The sequence below is a fragment of the Mycobacterium sp. genome (assembly GCF_036490025.1).
GTDB lineage: Bacteria > Actinomycetota > Actinomycetes > Mycobacteriales > Mycobacteriaceae > Mycobacterium.
This window is the reverse complement of the sequence record NZ_DASXEP010000128.1, coordinates 62,221-80,897: the sequence shown is the minus strand read 5'-3', so window position 1 is coordinate 80,897 and position 18,677 is coordinate 62,221. Positions and strand designations below refer to the sequence as shown.

Here is an 18,677-nt window from a genome sequence, read left to right as displayed (position 1 = left end):
ACTGCGGCGAAAACCTCACCCAGATTCCGCCACAGGTGCACGCTCGGCGTGCACGTGCACCGGCACGTCGTCGGCCCAGGGTTGCCGCGTCACCATGTCGGCCACCCGCACGTGGCCGCGCTCGAATTCGCCTGTGGCGGCGTCGACTAACCGGTACCGCTGGGTCTGACGATGAATGGGCTGGGCGTCGAGCATCACGATGCGCACCTCACCCGGCTCGAAGTGGCAGCGCTTGTGCAATGCGGCGACCAGTTGCTCATTGCTGAAATGCCCGTCGCCGAAATTCCAGCCGATGGCGGTGCTGGTGACTCGTTCACCGTCGGTCAGGACGTACTCGTCTTCGTTGTGGCCGGCCATCACGCGGTGCGCCAAGGTGAACAGCGCGCGGCCGTGAGTGTTGAAGGCGCGGAAGGCATATCCCATGTACATCGGGATCTGCGCGGCTTCCTTGCTGCCGTAGAACTTCTCCAGTTGGGCAGCCGGCATGCTCGCGATCGCGAGGACGCCGTTGGCGATCTTGGCCTCCGCCGACGGCTTGATGCACCACAGCGTGGTGTCCCAGTTGCCGGCGTAGTAGCGCATTCCGGGCAGGAAGGAAACCTTGCGCGGGAACAGGTTTCCGGCCGCGACCGTGCCGGCCACGACCGCGAACAGCACTAGCGGCAGCGGTGTGGTCAGATCGGCGAGCCCGATCGAGGCATGCCCGACGAACAGCGCGAGCACGCTGAACATCATGAAGACGTTCCACTCCAACGGCACTCCCATCGGGATCGACGACAGGATGCCGAAGTGGAAGCACAGCATGACGAACGCCGCGATCGCGGTGGGCCAGCCGCCGTGGCTGAAGAACAACACCAGCGGCACCAATCCCTCGATCGCGGTGCTGAAATGTGCCAGCCAGCGCGAGCGCCGACCCGGTCGCAGGTCATCCGGAAAGTGTTCGAAGAACTTGCGTTTGATGAAAGCGGGGAACACCGGGTTGTTGCTCATCATCGTCGAGATGACGAACGGGAAGTGCTTGTTGAGCTTGGAGGTCGCCGCGCCCAGCCAGATGACCAGGCACACCAATTTGGCGCCCAGAATCATGTCCACGCCGTAACCGGCGAACAGAAACGCGACCGTAAGCGAGGCATACACCTCGCCGCGGGCGGCCAGAAAGATGACCTTGTCACGCAGGCCCAACACCGCCAGGACGCCCAGCACCGCCCAGATCTGCCACGCCGGCAGGACCCCGACCGTCGTTCCCAGCGCGGGTACCGGGCCGGCGCCGTCGGAGAAGACCGCGATGAGGAGGAGCACCACCAGCGCGCCGTACACCAGCGCGTCGACCGGCGTCCGGTTATCCCCCTTGGTGAACGGGATGCGTCCCGGCCACGGTGGCAGCCGAATAGTGCCGGGCCGCAGCCAGTACAGAATCGAGCCCAGCGGCGGGAAGAACCGGTTGTTCAGCGGTCCGAAGCCGCAACCGAGGCCGACGACCTCGAACAGCATCGTGTAGAGCACGACCTTCTCGAACACGATCGGCTCGGCGTACCAGTGCGCGACATTGGTGAAGCCGTTGATGCCGGTCGTGCTCAATGCCAGCAGCCAGGCCGCCAGAATGTAGAGCACGATCTTGACGACGTAGAACAGGTGCAGCAGCACCGGGGTGCCGAAGCCGACCTCGGCCCAATGCCGGGCCATCGGGATGATCTTCTCGGCGCGGGTGCCCTTGCTCCACTCCTCGAAGTCGATCTGCGGAGTTTCCTGTTTGAGAAATCCCATGGCGGCAAGATTAGAACGTGTTCTAGCCCGATGGTCCCGGTTCGCGGGATCACGACGCACCCTTGACTACTACTTTGCGTAGTAGTAGAACAGTTATCAGGCAGGCGACTTCTCCTCATCCGTCTGCAGCTAGGACGGTGATCCGCGATGACCGATCAGATTTCGCAACGATGCGACAACGCGAACGACATCCTCCGCTGGGCCGCAATAGCATTCGTGGTCGGATTCGGTATCCACGGCTTGGACCATCTGCGCCGCGGCATGTCGGCGTCGCCGCCGTTCATTATGGTCGGCGGCATGATCCAGGGGCTGTTCGTCGCTCTCGCGGTCGTCATGGCGCTCACCCGACACCGGCGGGCACCGGAAGCGACGATCGCGGTCGGCTTCGGCAGCGCCGCGGTATTCACCTACGCGCACCTGCTACCGACTTTCCTGCCGGGCTACCAGGACAGCTTCGTCTCCGGCCCGCGCATCAACGTAACGTGGTTCTCCTGGTTTTCCGCCGTGACCGAGATCGGCACCGGCATCGTCTTCGCGATCGCGGGCACCCGGGCACGCCGATCAGTCGGCGGGGGCTCGGTCGTGCAGCTCCGGCCAGGGCAGGGGGTATCACGATGAACGCCCCGGCGGGAACGCTGTTCTTCGACGGAGCCTGCGGAATGTGCACGCGTTCCAGGGATTTACTGCTCAAGTTCAATCGAACCGGCAACGTGCAGACAGAAACCTTGCAAAGCCCGGGCGCCGCACAGCGGCTGGGCATCACGCCGACGAGCCTGCTGGAATCGGTCCGCTGGCTGGACGCCACGGGCGCGGTCTACTCCGCCGCCGAGGCAGCCAACGCGGCATTCTCGGCGGCAGTCGGCACGCGAATCCCCTTGGTGATCTATCGAATTCCCGGTATCCGCTTCATCGAGGAGGCTGTCTACCAATGGGTGGCTGCGAACCGGCACCGGTTCCCGGGCACGACGCCGTACTGCGAGTCGCATCCCGCCGCCTGCTAGGCCCGTCGCTGGAGGCTGCGCGTCTCGGCTGTCATCAGGTGCGCCTCTTCTTCCAGTGCGGACTCTTGACCGCCTCGAGGGCTTCGGTGACGTAGCAGTCGAGCGCCCGTGGCTTCTTTGTCGATTGGCGCACCCATTGTTGGAACGCGAAATCGGCTGCCGCAAAAGCAAGTTGAACCAGCAGCCCGGGTCGCATGTCGGTGTGGGGATTGGCGCCCATGCGTGCGGCGATCAGCTTCGTCGCCCGCTCCTTATCGGCGGGCAGGTGCACGGTCAGTTTGCCGAGCAGGTCGGGGACGACCAGCAGGGCTTCCCGCCACTCTTCGGTGTCCGCCACGCCGAACGAGCGGGTCCGCGTGATGATGGCGTTGATCAGCGCAAGGTCCGGCGATTCGGCGGCGGGCCGCTCTTCGAGGAGGCTGACGATGGCGGTGCCGCCGTAGCGAACCGGTGCGAGCAGCAGCTCCTCCTTCGTCGGCACATGGCGAAAGAAGGTGCGCGGCGAAACACCTGCGGCCGAGGCGATTTCCTCCGTCGTAACCGCGTCGTAGCCGCGTTCGATGAAAAGCCGGAACGCCGCCCGGCGAATGTCGGCCCGGATTTGCGCCCGCTGCCGATCGCGCAGCGACTCGGTCATCGGAAGCAGCCGATCCCGCCGTCGACGTGAATGGTCTGCCCGGTGATGAACGTCGCGTCGCTGCCGAGCAGGAACGCGACCAGCGCCCCCACGTCGTCGCGGACATCGCCGATACGTTTCATCGGAATACGTCGCACCGCCTTCGTGTAGTCGTCCGGCGCGAACTGCTTCCACAGCTTGACGCCGTCGGATTCGGCGAACGGGCAGACGACGTTGACCCGGATGTTGTCCCGGCCCCATTCCCGCGCAGCAACTTTCGACAGCCCACGGATGGCTTCTTTGGCCGCGGCATAGCCGCCCCACTTCGGTTCGCCGCCGGTGCCCGTGCCTGATCCGAGGTTGACGATCGACCCACCGCCGCCCTGGACCATCAGCGGATGCACGGCCTGCATGAGCAAGAAGCTCGCTCGCGGTCCGACGTCGTGGCCAAGGGCGAAGTCTTCGGTGGTGATGTCGACGAACGCCTTGGGTTCGTTGGTGGCGACGGCGTTGTTGACCAGGCCGTGCACAGCGCCGAAGGCGTCGACCGCTGCCGCGACGATACGTCGGGCGCTGTCCGGATCGCGCAAGTCGGCGACCAGTCGCTCGACGTGGCCCAGTGCCGAGAGCTCATCGGTTGTCGCTGCCAGCTTTTCGTCTTGGATGTCGACCAGCAGTACCGCTGCCCCACGTTCGAGCAGCGCGGCGGCGATGCCCTTGCCGACGCCCTGGGCGCCGCCGGTGATAATCGCGACGTGGCCGCGCATCGAGTCGGGATGGGCGTAGCTCATGTGACGGATGCGAGACGAGCAGCCGGGCGCCCGGCAAACATCGGCAGGTCTAGGTATGTCTTGATGCCGGGTTCGGCGGCGCAGACGTCGGGGATGGCGTTGACACAATGGTTGGCCGTGGCCACCACGCCCGGATTACGTTGCAGCCCTTCGGCAATCGACGGCGGCTGCAGGCCCTTGAAGGTGAGGCTTACCGTGGGGTCGCCGGTGACTTCCACCTCGAAGCGCTCGCCGCGCCCACCGAAATCCCAGGCGGGTTCCAAGTTGTCTTCGCCCATCAGCCAGTTGACTGCCGCGGTGATCACCGCTTCCCCGTCGGCGATAGCCTGCCAGCGGAATCGGCGCGCCGCCACGGTTCCCGCTCGGATCGGGAACGGCCCGTAGTCGATGTCCGAGGTTGCAACGGCGATGTCCTGAATGGTCTTGATGTTGGGTTCGATGCGAAACCCCATGTGGTCGGCGATCATTCGCACCGACATCTTGAATCCGTTTTCCAGCAGGCTCGCCATCGGGCCTTGGATGGCCTCCCCGGGGGTGCCACCGAAGCCCATGATGTGGCGCACCACGTCTGGCGCGTTGTAGGTACGGATGTCGGAGAACTCCTCGGCGCGCACATGGGTGACGGCGCAGGACAGTGACGAGATCATCAGCGGGAACCGCTCGGTGATGCCGCCGGGATGGATGCCCGACCCGTGCAGCGTCACCCCGCCGGCGACGGCGGCGTCGGCGATCGCCGTGACAGCGGGGTTGCCCATGTCCGGGTACACCCAGCCGACCGGCGTGACCACGTTCTTACCGGACCGCAGGATCGCGATGACCTCGTCGTCGTTGGGAATCAGCGGGCTGTACACCACGCAGTCGGCATCCAGGGCCAGCGCCTCGTCCTTGCTGGATGTCGCGGTGACGCCGAGCGATTCGATGCGGAGGATCTCCCCGACGTCGCGTGCGTTCTTGTCCGCGCTGTGCACCCAGCAACCGGCCAGCTCGAGTCGCGGGTGATTGAGCACGCATTCGATGGCGGCCTTGCCGACACCTCCGGTCGCCCACTGAATGACACGCAATTTGGCGGGGTTACCCATGGCTGGCACAGTATGACTGCCTGGCAGTCACTGTCAACGGCGATTGCCGGCCACGTGCCTGCGCGGTCCCGCCGGTCTCTCCTTACCGCCGGGACCGCGCAGAGTCTTTGTGGGATTACCGTCCGTGCTGTGCCCATAAACCGGCCGCCCGGTGATCGGCGGCAGCGACCTCATCGGCGCCGTGGCGCACGGCATTTCCGAGGTCCACCAAGATTTCGTTGAGCGCAGTGGCCGCCTGGTGCCATTTGAGCTGCTCGATGCCGTAAGCCGTGGCAGCCTCCCGGGTCCACAGTTCCTGCAGCGGTGCGACGTGCGCCTTCAGCTCCTGCAGCGCGGAATTGAACCGCGCCGAAGCGGCGTGGATTTCCTGCCGGACAGACGATTCGATCTCGTCGAAGTTGTACGACAACCGCGGATCCATGGTCGACGGCCTCACAGGTTTCCGGCGACGTTGCCGATGTGGTGTGCATGGTTGTCGGCGGCGTCGCGTAATGCGACTTCGTTAGAACGAATGGTTTCCGCGATGCTGTGCAACGCATGGTGCAGCCTCATCGACTCCGCGTTCCACCGATGCACTACGTCCCTGAAACGCGCTGCTGCCAGGCCGCCCCAAACCGAGGCCGGGACACCACTCATGCGTCCTATGAACGTTTGCAGGTCCGACCGAATCTCCTCATTACGACCGTCGACGGCCGCCGCTACCGAGCGCATCAGGTCGAAGTCAGTGCTGAGTGCGTTGCCACCCATCGGTGTGCTCACGAGTTCCCCTTCGCCGACGACCACGGCTGCCCCGCGCTGACTACAGATGAGACTCCCGCGGGTCTGATCTGGTTCCGTCGAATTCAATCCACCGCCCGGGCCGACCGGACCGCGACCTCACACTCATGGTTCACGGCGTCGTCGTGCCCGTGGCGGGTCTGGCATCCGATGCTGATCCGGACAGCTTTGTCGACCCACACGGTCCATCGGACGTCATGACCAGAGCGGATCTCCCGATAGGTCACCGCCGCTCGGCCTGCGCTACGGTCCGCCGGATTGAAGTCGACGAACACCCCGGCAGGCGCCGCGTCTATCGCGCTTTTGAGAAACTCAGCAGTGGCGTCCAACGTCGTCAAGGCGACCCGCGACTGGGTCACGTGCAGCGCCACTTCCGGATCCGCCGGCGATGTGATCTGCACCCGGGCCGAACCTGGCCCGGCCACGACACGCCGTACCAGCCACTGAGCCGGGACCTCCAGTGCGACATGGCCTTCCACGAGGAAGGTCGTCGGCAGGCTGTGGCGCACGCGCGGTGCAGGGTGTCGGAGCACTACGCCCGCACCGACTAGCGCACCGATCAGCGGTAGCATCAGCGCGACCTTCCAGAGATGACCCCGGGCATGCTCCGCCGCGCTGTCGCAACTCGAGCCGCGCGGATGGCTGCCACTCCAAACAATCGCTCCGGCAAGCTTTCTCAGCTCGATATCGCCGACTTTCAGCACCGGCACGCTGCTGAGATCCCGCAGCCCATCGGCGATCAAGGCCGCCAGCGGGCCGGCGCCGTTCACTGTTCTCGGTCCGTCGACAACCACCGCCGCCGTGGTGTCCGACGCCATCGTGACGGTAGCGCGCACCACCGCGTCAGCGACCGCTTGCTGGTCTGGACGGCGGGCCTCCGCTACCACGGTCGCGCCGGTGATGACGACGAAATCGTCGACGATTTCGACCACTAACGTCGTGAGTTCGGATTTGGCCGGGGATGCCTGAGCCAACAACCATGACCGGGGCCGCATAACGGAATCGCCCGCGAAAACCTCCGTGGCCGCATTGACCACAGCGATGCGTGCCGACGGCCACCATGATGGGTGAACGACGATCAGGTTTTCGTCGGTACCGCAGTCCACTGCCGCCAGCACCGCACGCCACACGGATTCGACGGTGACCGGGCGAAGGTCGACCAGCGTTGCCCGGTCGTCGATGCCCTCGAATGCGGCTCGCTCCGTCTCGCTGTCAGCGACCGTGGCTCCGCCGCAACATAATCGGCGGATCGCATTCGGGCCGATCTCGACGATGTGCGCTCTCACGGCGGCGGACTCCAACCGACTTGGATCAGTCGCGGGCTGTCCCGACGAGTGATCAGCGTTCCACGTCCAGGCGCCATCTGCGACTGGCGCACCGACCCGATCGTCAACCCGTCGTCCGGGTTTCCGCTCATCAGCAAGGTCATGGCACCGGCGTCGCGCAGCCCACCGAGCAATGGCTCGAACATGGCGCGGGTCGCGCCGCCGCTGCGCCGTGCCACCACCACGTGTAGCCCGACATCTCGGGCGTGCGGCAGCACCTCCACGAGCGCGGCGAGCGGGTTGCCGCCCGCGCTGCCGACGAGGTCGTAATCGTCGACGACGACGTACATCTCCGGCCCCGACCACCACGACCTGTTACGCAATTGCAGCACGGTGGCAGTCGACGGCGGCATGCGTCGACGCAGCTGTTCGATCATCTGCGGCATCAACTCACCGATTGCATTCGCGGACGCGCAGTATCCGCCGAGCTGTCCGGATTCGGGGTCCACGGCGCCGAGCAGCGAACGTCGCACATCGACGACGAACAATTGGCATTGCGCACCAGTCGTTGTCCTCAACAGCTCACGGCAGACAGTGCGCAATGTGGCAGACTTCCCGCACTCGCTATCGCCGATGATCAGCAAATGCGGCTGCTGCGTGAAATCGATTGCCACCGGCTGGAGTTCGGTCTCCTCGATGCCGATCAGCAGCCGCGAGTCGGGTGTGCTCCCGCGCTCTACAATGCTGTCGTGCTCGACCCGCGCGGGCAACAGTGGGATCGGTGGCGCAATCCACCCGTCACTATGGTCCCGCAGCAGGTCGGCGCCGGGATCCGGTAGGGCGATGACCATGTGCAGTCCATCGTGGGAAAGTCCCCGACCGGGTTGGCCCTCGGGAACGTCCTGCGCCCGCCGGCGATCTAGTTCGGAATCCGCTGGATCACCGAGTCGCAACTCGATTCGCGTCCCGATCTGATCCCGCAGCGCGGGCCTGACCTCCGCCCAACGCGATGCGGAGATCACGACATGCACCCCAAATGACAGGCCTTCGGCGGCAAGCGCCGCGATCGAGGTCTCGGTCGTTTCGAATTCCCGGTGCAGGCTTGGCCAACCGTCGACAACCAGAAAGACATCGCCGAAGCGGTCGCATCTGGGATCCCGCTTCTCCTTGAGCTGTCGGTAGTGCACCATCGATTCGATCTGGTGGTCACGAAAGAGCTTCTCACGGGCGCGAATAATGGCGTCGAACCATGTGATCATGCGGCGGGCCAACTGCGGATCGGCTCGTCCGGCGACGGAGCCGATGTGCGACCAGTCTCGCAGCGATGACAGAGCCCCACCGCCGAAGTCGAGACAGTAGAACTGCACCATCCGCGGATCGTGGGTGGCTGCCAGCGCTGTGATCAATGTGCGCAAAGCTGTCGACTTTCCCGATTGAGGTGCGCCGACGACCGCGACATTGCCCGCGGCGCCGGACATGTCGACGATCAGCGGTGTGCGACGCTGCTCGAACGGGCGGTCAACGACACCGACCGGCACCGTCAACGCGGGCGCCGGTTCGACGTCATGCAGCACGGTGCTCAACGCCGGCGCCGCGCCGAGCGGCGGCAGCCATACCTCGTGCGCCTTGGGGCCACTACCGGACAGCCGCTCGACGACGGCCTGAAGGACAGTACGACGTTCGACGACATCGGTCTCGGCGCGCCCGGCTGGGGTGACCGGCCCTACCGGCTCAGTGGTGAACAAGCGGACCGGCACTGACGTGTCGACTCGGTGCGTCGCGGCCGGCTCGTGGGCTGCGAGCCGTGCCGGCCCGGACACGTATGCGGTCTGGAAGCGGACCAACGCGTCAGTCCCGACCCGCAGATAAGCTGCGCCCGGCGTAGTTGGCAATTCATAGGCGTCGGACGTCCCCAGCATCGTCCGCGATTCGTTGACCGACAACGTCTTGAGGCACACGCGATAGGACAGATGCGATTCCAGACCGCGCAGGCGGCCCTCGTCGAGACGTTGACTGGCCAACAGAAGATGCACACCCAGCGACCGTCCGAGTCGTCCGATCGCCACGAAGACATCGGCAAAATCGGGGTGCTGACTGAGCATTTCGGAGAACTCGTCGACGATGATGAACAACGTCGGCAGCGGCGCAAGGTGAGCCGAGACGCGCCGGTAGGCCGCGATGCCGTCGAGGTTGCCCGCCTCGCGAAGCAGTTCCTGGCGCCGGGTCATTTCACCAGTGAGGGCATCACGCATTCGGGTGACCAGTGCCGCCTTGTCCGACAGGTTCGTGATGACCGCGGCGACGTGCGGTGCCGGCTCGAGGCCGGCAAATGTCGCACCGCCCTTGAAGTCGACCAGCACCAGGTTCAACTCGTCCGGCGAATGGCAGGCAATCATTCCTACGGCGATTGTTCGGAGGAACTCCGATTTGCCTGAACCGGTTGCCCCGATGCATAACCCGTGTGGCCCCATTCCATTCTCGGCGGCCTCCTTGATGTCCAGCTCGACCGGTGCGCCCACCTCCGTGGTACCGATCGGAACACGAAGCCGATCACCGGGGCTTCTCCTGCGCCACAAGTCAGTCGGCGTGCAGGAGGACACGTCGCCGATGCCGACGAGATCCTGCCAGCTCATCCCTTTCGCCCCATCATCGGAAGCATCCACACCGCCGGCCCGGTAGCCCGCCAGCCGTTGTGCGCACGCCAGCGCAGCGGCGTAACTCATTTCATCCGGGCGTGCGGTTAGTTCGCCGTCGCCGGAGGTTCTCACCACCAGCTCACTCCGATGCACTGCCAGCCGCACTGCCCCGTCGGCAGGCGGCTGGCCGTCGAGGTGCTCGACCGTCAACAGCGTGACGCCCTTGTCGGCAATGTCGTTCGCGCATTTGGTGACACCGGTGACATCACCGTCGACGACGACCAGCAGGTGTGGCGCGGACGGATCCGTGGACCGGCGGCCTGTCCCCAGGCAGGCAAGTGCCTCCTCGGCCGCCGCCAGCGACGCGTACACCATCCGAGCGGATCCCAGGTCGTCTTCGAGGCAGGGATGTCGATTGTGCGGCAACCATTTCAGCCAGTCCCAGTCGGCGCGGCTGCGATCACTGACGGCGGCGGCGATCAATACCAGTCGGGGGCTGTGCATAACGGCCAGTTGGCATATCGTCGCGCGTAGCAATGCCCGGGCTCGTGTCGCGTCGCCGCCGACGCTCACGACCGCGACGCCGCGCAGCGAGATCGCAATCGGCGCATTCGAAATCGTCGAGTGCGCACTCAGAAAATGGCGCAGTGCGGTCGCCCCAACGGGGTCCTGACGCTTCGTTGACTCGACGGTTGACGGGACCAACCGGGCGGCACGAGCCAGCGTCCCGACGCCAATGCGCACCTGGCAGAAATCCGCATCGTCAACACGGCGCTCCCACATCCGCCACCCGCCGACCAGAGACCACAACGTGTCGGGGTCTGGATGACTCCAGGCCAGCGAATACTGCTGTGCTTCAGCAGCCTTGACAGTGCGGGCCCGAACGTCGGACAGGTAGCCCAGATACTCTGCGCGTCCGGCATTGATCTCGCCGCGGCGCCGATCCGCTCCAGAAAGCGCCGTCGCCACCGCGGACACGAGCATCATCAGCGGGAACATCAGGAACGCCGGATTACGCGCCGCCGGCGACCGAGCGTAATAGGCCACCGCCATCGCCCCCACCGTGGCAATGGCCGTCACTATCGGCAGAAATCGGATCAACTGATTCGGCTGCGCGTGTCGCGCCACTTCCGGTGGCGCAGCGATAACGATGTCGGTGGTGTCGTACACCGGCGCGGGCACTCGCGCCGCCGGCAGGTATTCCACGGTCGCAGCGGTGTCGAAAGGTCCCATCCAGCCCTCCCCATGCTCGTCCGCATCGCCGCGCCGGGACGCGTTTCGGACGGTAAGCACCGACGAAATCATCGGCAAGTCAGCTGTGGATCAACGCACGCAGAGCACCGGCGCACCGGCTAGGGTCCAGGTCTGCGAAGGGAGGTCGGCGTGCACCGAGCATCGGCGGTACCCAGCCGGCACGGTGGATCCGGCGCGGGCATGCGTCGGTTGTCAATTCATGCCGACTCCCGCTCCGTCGACCTCTGTTTGTCAGCCGCCATCCCCATCGGATCGCTGATTCCATCGATCGTCGATGTCCTGGCCCGCAACGGCGATTTCCACACCGGTCCACTTGCCGTTCGATATCGGCTGTCTTTTCCGGGCGGTGTCGCACTGGATCCGTCGAAGACGTTGAGCCAAACGGGTATTCGAGATGGCGCGGTATTGCTGCTGACAAGCACGTCCACCGAATTGTTGGCGCCCCGCTTCGATGATGCGGCGGATGCGGTGTCGGCATCGGTTGCTGCGATGGAACGGCGTTGGACTCCGCGGCGGGCTCGGCTTGTCGGCTCGCTGGTCGCCACCTGGCTGGCCGGCGTAACCGCGGCGGTGCTGACCCGAACAGCGCTGGACACCAGCGATGCCCGACGGGCCGGCAGCCTGGGCGCGGCCGCTACGATCGCGCTGCTAACTCTGCTGGCGGCGGCACTCGCATATCGCGCATGCCGCGAAAACGCCGCAGGACTGACGCTGGGCATGCTGGCAACCGGGTTCGCCGCACTGGCGGGCCTACTTGCCGTGCCCGGTGAGCCGGGCGCTCCGAAGGCGCTGTTCGCGACCGTCGCGGCGGCGACGTCCGCCGCCGCCATGCGCGTGATCACCGACAACGCACTGGCATTCACCGCTTTGGCAACCTTTGCGGCCACCGAAGCCGTCGCGGCCCTGGTCGGGACGGTTGCGGCAATCCCGCTGCAGGCAATCGGCGCAGCGTCCACGGCGATATCGTTGGGGTTAGTCGAAGCGGCCCCGTGGCTGTCGATCATGCTGGCGCGGCTCTCCCCACAGCTGCCGCCGCCGTCGGAAGGCATGAACGCCAAGGTGATCCGGGCTCATACCTGGCTCACCAGCTTGGTCATCGCGTTCGCGGCCTCCGCCACGCTCGGGGCTGTCGGCGCGGCAATCGGGCCGTGCCTGACCGGCGCGCCGCGGTGGCGCGGCATCGTGTTCGCCGGCGTGACCGGTGCTGTGCTGCTGTTGCGGGCGCGCGCACACCGAGATGTTGCGATAGCCATTTCACTTGTCATCGGTGGAACGGCCACGCTCGGCGCTGTTCTCGTCGCCGCTGCCGCCGCGTACCCGTCATACACGCCTCACATCGCGGCGGCGTCGATGTTGCTGGGCACGGTCGCCCTGTGCCTCGGTATCATCGACGACGCAACGACGATCTCTCCGCTCGGACAGCGAAGTGTCGAACTCCTGGAATATCTGGCGTTCGCCGTCGTTGTGCCACTGGCCTTTTGGATCTGCGGACTTTACGGCGCTGCCCGTGCCTTGAATCTGTCATGAGCACAGCCCGACGGTGCTTGTGCCGTTATGTGGTGATGGCGGCAGTCGCTGCGTTGCCGCAGTGTGTTGCAGCGCCCGCATATGCGGTATCACCACCGCCGATCGACAACAGTCGCCTACCCCAGCCCGCACCGGCAAGGCCAACGCAACCAACCGTGCAGCGTGAGATCTGCGCGGTGCCGTCTGCGGCGCGAGGTGCCAACCTGACCGACGATGCTACTCAACTCTCCGGGCTTGATCTGCAACAGGTTTGGAAACTCACCAACGGCTCGGGACAACGAGTCGCGGTCATCGACACCGGGGTGTCGCCGCAGCGCCGGCTGTCCCATGTCGCGGCCGGCGGTGATTATGTCCACACCGGCGATGGCACCCAGGATTGCGACGGACACGGCACCGCAGTAGCCGGGATCGTCGCGGCCACCGCGGATCCCGATCATCCCGACACCTTCACCGGGGTCGCCCCGGGGGCCGGTTTGATCAGCATCCGGCAGTCCAGCACGATGTTCCGCCCCGCGGCTGATCCCGCGGCGGCCGGAGTCGGGGACGTCGACACCATGGCGCGAGCCGTACGGACGGCCGCGGACCTGGGCGCTTCGGTCATCAACATCTCCTCGGTTGCCTGCACCGCCGTCGGGTCAGCGCTCGATGACCGCCCGCTGGGTGCGGCGCTGTCCTACGCCGTCAACATCAAGAACATCGTTGTGGTGGTCGCCGCGGGAAATACCGGCGCCGGGCAGTGCCCGGCTCAACCGGCCGAAGCCACCTGGAAATCGGCGACGGTAGTCGTGAGTCCGGGCTGGTACGACGACTTGGTCCTGACCGTCGGCTCGGTGAACGCCCGCGGCGAACCGTCGGCGTTCACCCTCGCGGGCCCGTGGGTGGACGTGGCCGCCCCCGGCGAACAGGTGGTCTCGCTCAGCTCGGCGGATGGTGGATTGGTCAATACGCTTGATGGACAGCGGGATTCGACTCCGCTGTCGGGTACCAGCTATGCCGCGCCGGTGGTAAGTGGGCTGGCGGCGCTGATCCGATCCCGCTTCCCGAGCTGGTCGGCCCGTCAGGTGATGCAACGTATCAAGGCCACCGCACATCATCCCCCGGGCGGATGGGATTCGCGCGTCGGCGCCGGCCTGGTCGATTTCCTCGCCGCGGTCAGCACCGACACCCCGATTGCCCCGTCCCGTCCGCCCGCCCGGACGACGGCGCCCATTCTTCAGGCTCCGCTGCCGGCGCCGCCGGATCACCGCGCACGGCACACGGCGTTCACCGGGGCCGCGGCCTGCGGTTCGCTACTGGCAGCGATACTGGCTGTCGGCGCACTGTGGAACCGGCTATGGCGAGCGCACGTCCGACCGAGCGGGTCGACACCCGACAGCGGTAATGTCTTGGGCGACTGAAGCATTGGCCCTACTCAATTCCGGCCCGGCAGGCAGCTTGGCCAGCACCGGCCAGGGCGCCGCGATCATCATGTCCGGTAGGCCGAGATCATGTGCCGCGTCGTCGTCCCGAACGGCGTATCGGACCCCGGTGTCGGTGATCAGGTATCGCGTGCCCGCGCGAGCATTGGCGCCGGACAGGCCGGTGGCGCGGACATAGGCAGTACGTCCGGGCGGGACATAGACGGCGTCGACGGCAGACCCCTTCCCGTCGGCCTGCGTCAGGACCACCGGCTCCTGGCCGGACGAAAGGGGAAGCCCGCCAACCGAAAACGAGATCTCAGCACTGCCCGACGCGTTATGCGTCCAGCCGGTACAGAGCGTGGCACCCTCCGTTTGCGGCGGAGCCTGCGTCCGGTCGGGAAAGCCGGCCACGGGTAGCCGGGTCACCGCCGGGGCAGCGCCGATCACGTCGGGCGCAACCGAGATCGCGGAGCGGGTACCCACTGAGTCGGTGAATCGCACCAGATCGGCGGCAAGCCGTCCGACGCGCTGCACACCGTCTTCGAGCACGACGTAATACTCGTCGCCGCCGCCGCGGGCCACCCGGAGCACGCTGCCGACCAGAAAGCCCGGCAGCGAGGCCGGACCGCGAGCGCCGGCATCAGGAATCTGTGGCGCGGCGAGCGGCGGTGTCTCCGGGATGAGGTTCAGCATCAGCGGCGAGGCCGCCAACGGGACCTGGCCATCGAGTTCGAGTGCACGCACGACCGCGGCGTCATCCAGATTCACCACGGCTCGACGACCGTCGTAGAGCAGGTAGGTCGATCCACCGGACGATGGCCTGACAAGCAAGGTCTGATCCCGCGCCAGAACGTGGGACTGCGATGCTTGGGCGCGGCCAACAACGACGGTCGTGGCGTCGGGGCCGTCACAGACGGTCCACTGCAATTCGTCTTCGCCGAGTGGCATGCCCAGCGACTGCGGGCCGCCAGGGATACCCAGCAGCGGGCCTCTCTTACTGTGGCTGAGCGTCGACTCAGCCACCAGTTGCGGGTCGGCGTTTGTCTTCATGATCAACCTGGCCGAGGCGAGGTTGAGTACCGGATGCAGCGTTTCGCCTAATCGGACGTATAGCGACCCTGACTGCTTCGCCATCAGGATCGGCGCGCTCGCCGCCCCTGGTTGCGGACGCAGAAGTGCCAGCACCACGCATCCGGACAGCAGGATGATCGCGAATACCAGGCCGGCCATCAGCGACCGGGCGGGTGCGCGGATCGGCTCGGTCAGCGTGCGGACGTCGCTGCCCAGCAGTGCGCACTCGATACGGCGCCGCAGAAATCGATACCCGCTGATCTGCAGCATCGTGGTCGGTTGCCATGCCATTCGGTCCCCCAACAGGCCCCGGGTCGATTCCAGTTCACGATATGTACCGTGCGCGCGGGGCATCGTCGACGATCCACAGCCAGTGGCCAGAAAAACGTCGATGTGACCGCGGGCCCCGAACTCGGTAAAATCGCCTGGTGAGCACCGATCGCTTGACCCGTCTTGTATCCCGTCCTGCCTGGTTACGCAGCTTTCGTTGGGCCGGCCTGGCTGCCGCCGCGGTGCTGGCCGCCGGCGTTCTGACGGTCGCACCCAGCACCGTTCAGCGGGCCGTACCGGCGGCCGAAGCCGACAACTGCCCCGACGTCGCGGTGACGTTCGCCCGCGGCACCGACGAGCCGGCCGGGCTGGGCCGCGTCGGCCAGGCTCTGGTCGACAGCCTGCGCCAGAACACCGGCAAGAACATCGACGCCTACCCGGTCAACTACAAGGCCAGCCTGCTGCAGCTGCACGGTGGCGACGGCGCCAACGACGCCATCAAGCACATCAAAGAGGTGGCCGACAAGTGCCCCGCCACCCCGCAGGTGCTCGGCGGGTACTCGCAGGGTGCGTCGGTGATCGACATCGTCAGCGGGGTTCCGATCGGCGGCATCGGCTGGGGCAGCTCACTGCCGCCCCAATACGCCGACCACGTCATCGCGGTGACCACCTTCGGCAATCCGGCCGACCGAAGCGGCGGGCCGATCTCGGCGCAGAGCCAGATGTTCGGCGCCAAGGCCGTCGACTACTGCAACCCGGAGGACCCGATCTGTCACGCCGGCCCGGGTAACGAGTGGAAGGGACACACCGACGGCTACGTGCCCGTCTACACCAGCCAGGCCGCCAGCTTCGTGCAGACCCGGCTGCTGTCGCTGCTGCCCTCGACGGCACCCGAAGGACCGCTGGGCGTGCCGCCTGGATTTGGACCGGGCCCCCTGCCTGGACCTGGTCAAGGCCCGCTGCCCGGCCCCGGTTTCCCGGCTCCGGCCGTGGTCAGCCAGACTCAGCCCACCGTTTTTCGCTGAACGATCCCGCACCGCGCTGATCTTCGCCCGCACTACTATCGGGCCATGAAGCTGCGCTGGATAGGCCCGTCGCCACAATCGATTCCAGGCAGGCTCGCGCTCGCCGGCTTGCTCGCCTTGATTTTGGCGCTGGCGCCGGCCTCGATCCTGATCCCGACGGCATCGGCCGGATGCCCGGACGCCGAGCTGGTATTCGCCCGGGGACGTATGGAATCGCCCGGCGCCGGGGTTCTCGGAAACGCCCTGATCAGCGCTTTGCGATCCAGGGTGAACAAAAACGTCGGTCTCTACGCGGTGCGCTACCCCGCCGACACCGAGGTCGATGTCGGTGCCAACGACATGAGCGCGCACGTCCAGTCCACGATCAACAGCTGCCCGAACACCCGCGTGGTGTTGGGTGGCTACTCGCTCGGTGCCGCGGTCACCGACATCGTCCTGGCGGCTCCCGGCCCGATGTTCGGCTTCACCAATCCCCTGCCACCGGGCTCGGATCAGCACGTCGCGGCGGTTGCGATGTTCGGCAACGGCAGCCAGTGGGCCGGTCCGATCACCAACTTCAACCCGGCCTACAACGACCGGACCATCGACCTGTGCCACGGCGCGGACCCCATCTGCAACCCGGCCGACCCGCACACCTGGTCGGACAACTGGCCACAGCACGCAGCCAGCGCCTACATCCAGGCCGGCATGGTCAACCAGGCCGCCGACTTCGTCGCCGGCAAGCTCTAGATCGCTCAGTCGCGGGTACGCAGATCGCGGGTGATCAACGTCCGGGCCTGCAACTCGCTGTCGGGCGGATAGTCCACCCCGACCAGCGTCAGGCCCCGCGCCGGCGCGGCGGCGTAGTCGCTGGAGCGCCGGGTGTCGGTGAGCAGCTCACGGCACCAGGCCGCGGTGCGCCGGTGCTCACCGACGGCCAGTACTGCACCGATCAGCGATCGCACCATCGACCAGCAGAACGCGTCCGCGGCGACGCGCGCGGTGATCAGATCGCCGTCGCGTTCCCAGTCGAACCGTTGCAGGTCGCGAATCGTGGTCGCCCCTTCGCGGTGACGGCAGAACGCCGCGAAGTCGTTCAGCCCCAACAAAACCCGTGATGCTTCGGCCATCGCGTCGACGTCGAGCACCCGCGGCCAACTGGTGATGTAACGGGCCTGATGCGGCTCCACGCCATAGCCGGCCGTGGAAAGCCGGTAGACGTAGTGGCGGCGCAGTGCCGAAAACCGCGAGTCGAAACCCGCTGGCGCGCGGACGATCCGGCGGACCCGAACGTCAGGGGGTAGCAGTCGGCCCAGCCGCCGGACAAGTGGCTGGAACTCGGGTTGATCGGACCGTGGCGAACGCGGATAGGCATTGGGCAGATCGTCGACGGGAACGTCGACATGAGCGACTTGACCGGTGGCATGCACACCGGTGTCGGTACGACCGGCGGCGCGCAGCCGCAACGGACTGCGAAACACCGTCGACAGCGCCTCTTCGAGGACGCCGGCGACTGTGCGCTGACCCGACTGTATCGCCCACCCTGCAAAATCCGTTCCGTCGTATGCGATATCGAGCCTAAGACGAATGCGCCCGCCACCGGAGGCGATGGCGGGCACGTCGTTGAACGACGAATCGTCAGGACTCGTCAGCGTCCCCGGCTTCCGCTTCGGCGGCTTCTGGCTCGGTGGCCTCAGGCTCGGTGGCCTCAGGCTCGCCGGCCTCAGCGACAGCCTCCGGCTCAACCGCGGCCTGCGGCGCTGCCGCGGCGGCCTCAGGTGCAACCTTCTTGGCGGCGGACTTCGAAGCTCCCACCCGACGCGCGCGGTCGGCTTCGGAGGTCACCGTCTTCTCCTGCACCAGCTCGATGACCGCCATCGGGGCGTTGTCACCCTTGCGGTTCTCCACCTTGATGATGCGGGTGTAGCCGCCATTGCGGTCGGCGAAGAACGGGCCGATCTCCGCGAACAGGCTGTGCACCACATCCTTGTCGCGGATCTTCTTGAGCACCTCACGCCGGTTGTGCAGCGTGCCTTTCTTGGCATGGGTGATCAGCTTCTCTGCGTAGGGCCGCAATGCCCGAGCCTTCGGCTCGGTCGTCTTGATCCGGCCGTGCTCGAACAGCGCCGTCGCCAGGTTGGCCAGGATCGCCTTCTGGTGCGAAGACGACCCGCCGAGGCGAGGACCCTTGGTGGGCTTGGGCATTGCGACTTCTCCTAAAT

17 protein-coding genes are annotated in these 18,677 nt (G+C 66.2%); 6 read left to right on the top strand and 11 right to left on the bottom strand.

Annotated features, from left to right (window positions below; all coding sequences use genetic code 11):
* Positions 1 to 15: 15 nt before the first annotated feature.
* The gene (locus tag VGG53_RS14630) at positions 16 to 1,764 is read right to left on the bottom strand and encodes a DUF3556 domain-containing protein (RefSeq protein ID WP_331518774.1); all 1,749 of its coding nucleotides are present in this window, start codon (positions 1,762 to 1,764) and stop codon (positions 16 to 18) included.
* A gap of 147 nt (positions 1,765 to 1,911) precedes the next feature.
* On the opposite strand from VGG53_RS14630, the gene VGG53_RS14625 reads away from it, so the two are divergent.
* Positions 1,912 to 2,382 (top strand): hypothetical protein, encoded by a 471-nt coding sequence (locus VGG53_RS14625; RefSeq protein WP_331518773.1) that lies wholly within the window; start codon positions 1,912 to 1,914, stop codon positions 2,380 to 2,382.
* On the top strand, positions 2,379 to 2,765 hold the full coding sequence (locus tag VGG53_RS14620) for a DUF393 domain-containing protein (RefSeq protein ID WP_331518772.1): 387 nt from the start codon (positions 2,379 to 2,381) through the stop codon (positions 2,763 to 2,765). Before VGG53_RS14625 ends, VGG53_RS14620 begins: the two co-directional genes overlap by 4 nt.
* Positions 2,766 to 2,799: 34 nt before the next feature.
* Here the strand turns inward: VGG53_RS14620 and VGG53_RS14615 are convergent, their stop codons facing one another.
* From VGG53_RS14615 to eccCa, 7 genes are all read right to left on the bottom strand, one after another.
* The gene (locus VGG53_RS14615) at positions 2,800 to 3,402 is read right to left on the bottom strand and encodes a helix-turn-helix domain-containing protein (protein WP_331518771.1); all 603 of its coding nucleotides are present in this window, start codon (positions 3,400 to 3,402) and stop codon (positions 2,800 to 2,802) included.
* The gene (locus VGG53_RS14610; protein WP_331518770.1) at positions 3,399 to 4,172 is read right to left on the bottom strand and encodes an SDR family NAD(P)-dependent oxidoreductase; all 774 of its coding nucleotides are present in this window, start codon (positions 4,170 to 4,172) and stop codon (positions 3,399 to 3,401) included. Before VGG53_RS14610 ends, VGG53_RS14615 begins: the two co-directional genes overlap by 4 nt.
* Complete coding sequence (locus VGG53_RS14605; protein WP_331518769.1) at positions 4,169 to 5,251, bottom strand: dihydrodipicolinate reductase; 1,083 nt, start codon at positions 5,249 to 5,251, stop codon at positions 4,169 to 4,171. The genes VGG53_RS14610 and VGG53_RS14605 overlap by 4 nt, the downstream gene beginning before the upstream one ends.
* Before the next feature lie 115 nt (positions 5,252 to 5,366).
* Positions 5,367 to 5,672: a WXG100 family type VII secretion target gene (locus tag VGG53_RS14600; protein WP_331518768.1), complete on the bottom strand. Its 306-nt coding sequence runs from the start codon at positions 5,670 to 5,672 to the stop codon at positions 5,367 to 5,369.
* 11 nt (positions 5,673 to 5,683) lie between these two features.
* Positions 5,684 to 5,998, bottom strand: a complete 315-nt coding sequence (locus tag VGG53_RS14595; RefSeq protein ID WP_331518800.1) for a WXG100 family type VII secretion target — start codon at positions 5,996 to 5,998, stop codon at positions 5,684 to 5,686.
* A gap of 95 nt (positions 5,999 to 6,093) precedes the next feature.
* Positions 6,094 to 7,314 carry a type VII secretion-associated protein gene (locus tag VGG53_RS14590; RefSeq protein ID WP_331518767.1) on the bottom strand — a complete coding sequence of 407 codons (1,221 nt, stop codon included), beginning with the start codon at positions 7,312 to 7,314 and terminating at the stop codon, positions 6,094 to 6,096.
* Positions 7,311 to 11,162 carry a type VII secretion protein EccCa gene (eccCa, locus tag VGG53_RS14585; RefSeq protein WP_331518766.1) on the bottom strand — a complete coding sequence of 1,284 codons (3,852 nt, stop codon included), beginning with the start codon at positions 11,160 to 11,162 and terminating at the stop codon, positions 7,311 to 7,313. Before eccCa ends, VGG53_RS14590 begins: the two co-directional genes overlap by 4 nt.
* Positions 11,163 to 11,312: 150 nt before the next feature.
* On the opposite strand from eccCa, the gene eccD reads away from it, so the two are divergent.
* Positions 11,313 to 12,710, top strand: a complete 1,398-nt coding sequence (gene eccD, locus VGG53_RS14580; RefSeq protein WP_331518765.1) for a type VII secretion integral membrane protein EccD — start codon at positions 11,313 to 11,315, stop codon at positions 12,708 to 12,710.
* A complete protein-coding gene (gene mycP / locus VGG53_RS14575) occupies positions 12,707 to 14,107 on the top strand; it encodes a type VII secretion-associated serine protease mycosin (protein ID WP_331518764.1) in 1,401 nt (466 codons plus the stop codon). The genes eccD and mycP overlap by 4 nt, the downstream gene beginning before the upstream one ends.
* Here the strand turns inward: mycP and eccB are convergent.
* Positions 14,042 to 15,472: a type VII secretion protein EccB gene (eccB, locus tag VGG53_RS14570; protein ID WP_331518763.1), complete on the bottom strand. Its 1,431-nt coding sequence runs from the start codon at positions 15,470 to 15,472 to the stop codon at positions 14,042 to 14,044. The two genes, mycP and eccB, sit on opposite strands and share 66 nt — an antisense overlap.
* Positions 15,473 to 15,693: 221 nt before the next feature.
* On the opposite strand from eccB, the gene VGG53_RS14565 reads away from it, so the two are divergent.
* Positions 15,694 to 16,476, top strand: coding sequence for a cutinase family protein (locus VGG53_RS14565; protein WP_331518799.1), 783 nt, complete (start codon positions 15,694 to 15,696; stop codon positions 16,474 to 16,476).
* Positions 16,477 to 16,521: 45 nt separating this feature from the next.
* Positions 16,522 to 17,205, top strand: a complete 684-nt coding sequence (locus tag VGG53_RS14560; RefSeq protein ID WP_331518762.1) for a cutinase family protein — start codon at positions 16,522 to 16,524, stop codon at positions 17,203 to 17,205.
* Between the two features lie 5 nt (positions 17,206 to 17,210).
* Here the strand turns inward: VGG53_RS14560 and truA are convergent, their stop codons facing one another.
* Both truA and rplQ read right to left on the bottom strand, forming a co-directional pair.
* Entirely contained in the window at positions 17,211 to 18,107 is an 897-nt protein-coding gene (gene truA, locus VGG53_RS14555) for a tRNA pseudouridine(38-40) synthase TruA (RefSeq protein ID WP_414688970.1), read from the bottom strand.
* Positions 18,094 to 18,660: a 50S ribosomal protein L17 gene (gene rplQ, locus VGG53_RS14550; protein WP_331518760.1), complete on the bottom strand. Its 567-nt coding sequence runs from the start codon at positions 18,658 to 18,660 to the stop codon at positions 18,094 to 18,096. Before rplQ ends, truA begins: the two co-directional genes overlap by 14 nt.
* Positions 18,661 to 18,677 lie beyond the last annotated feature (17 nt).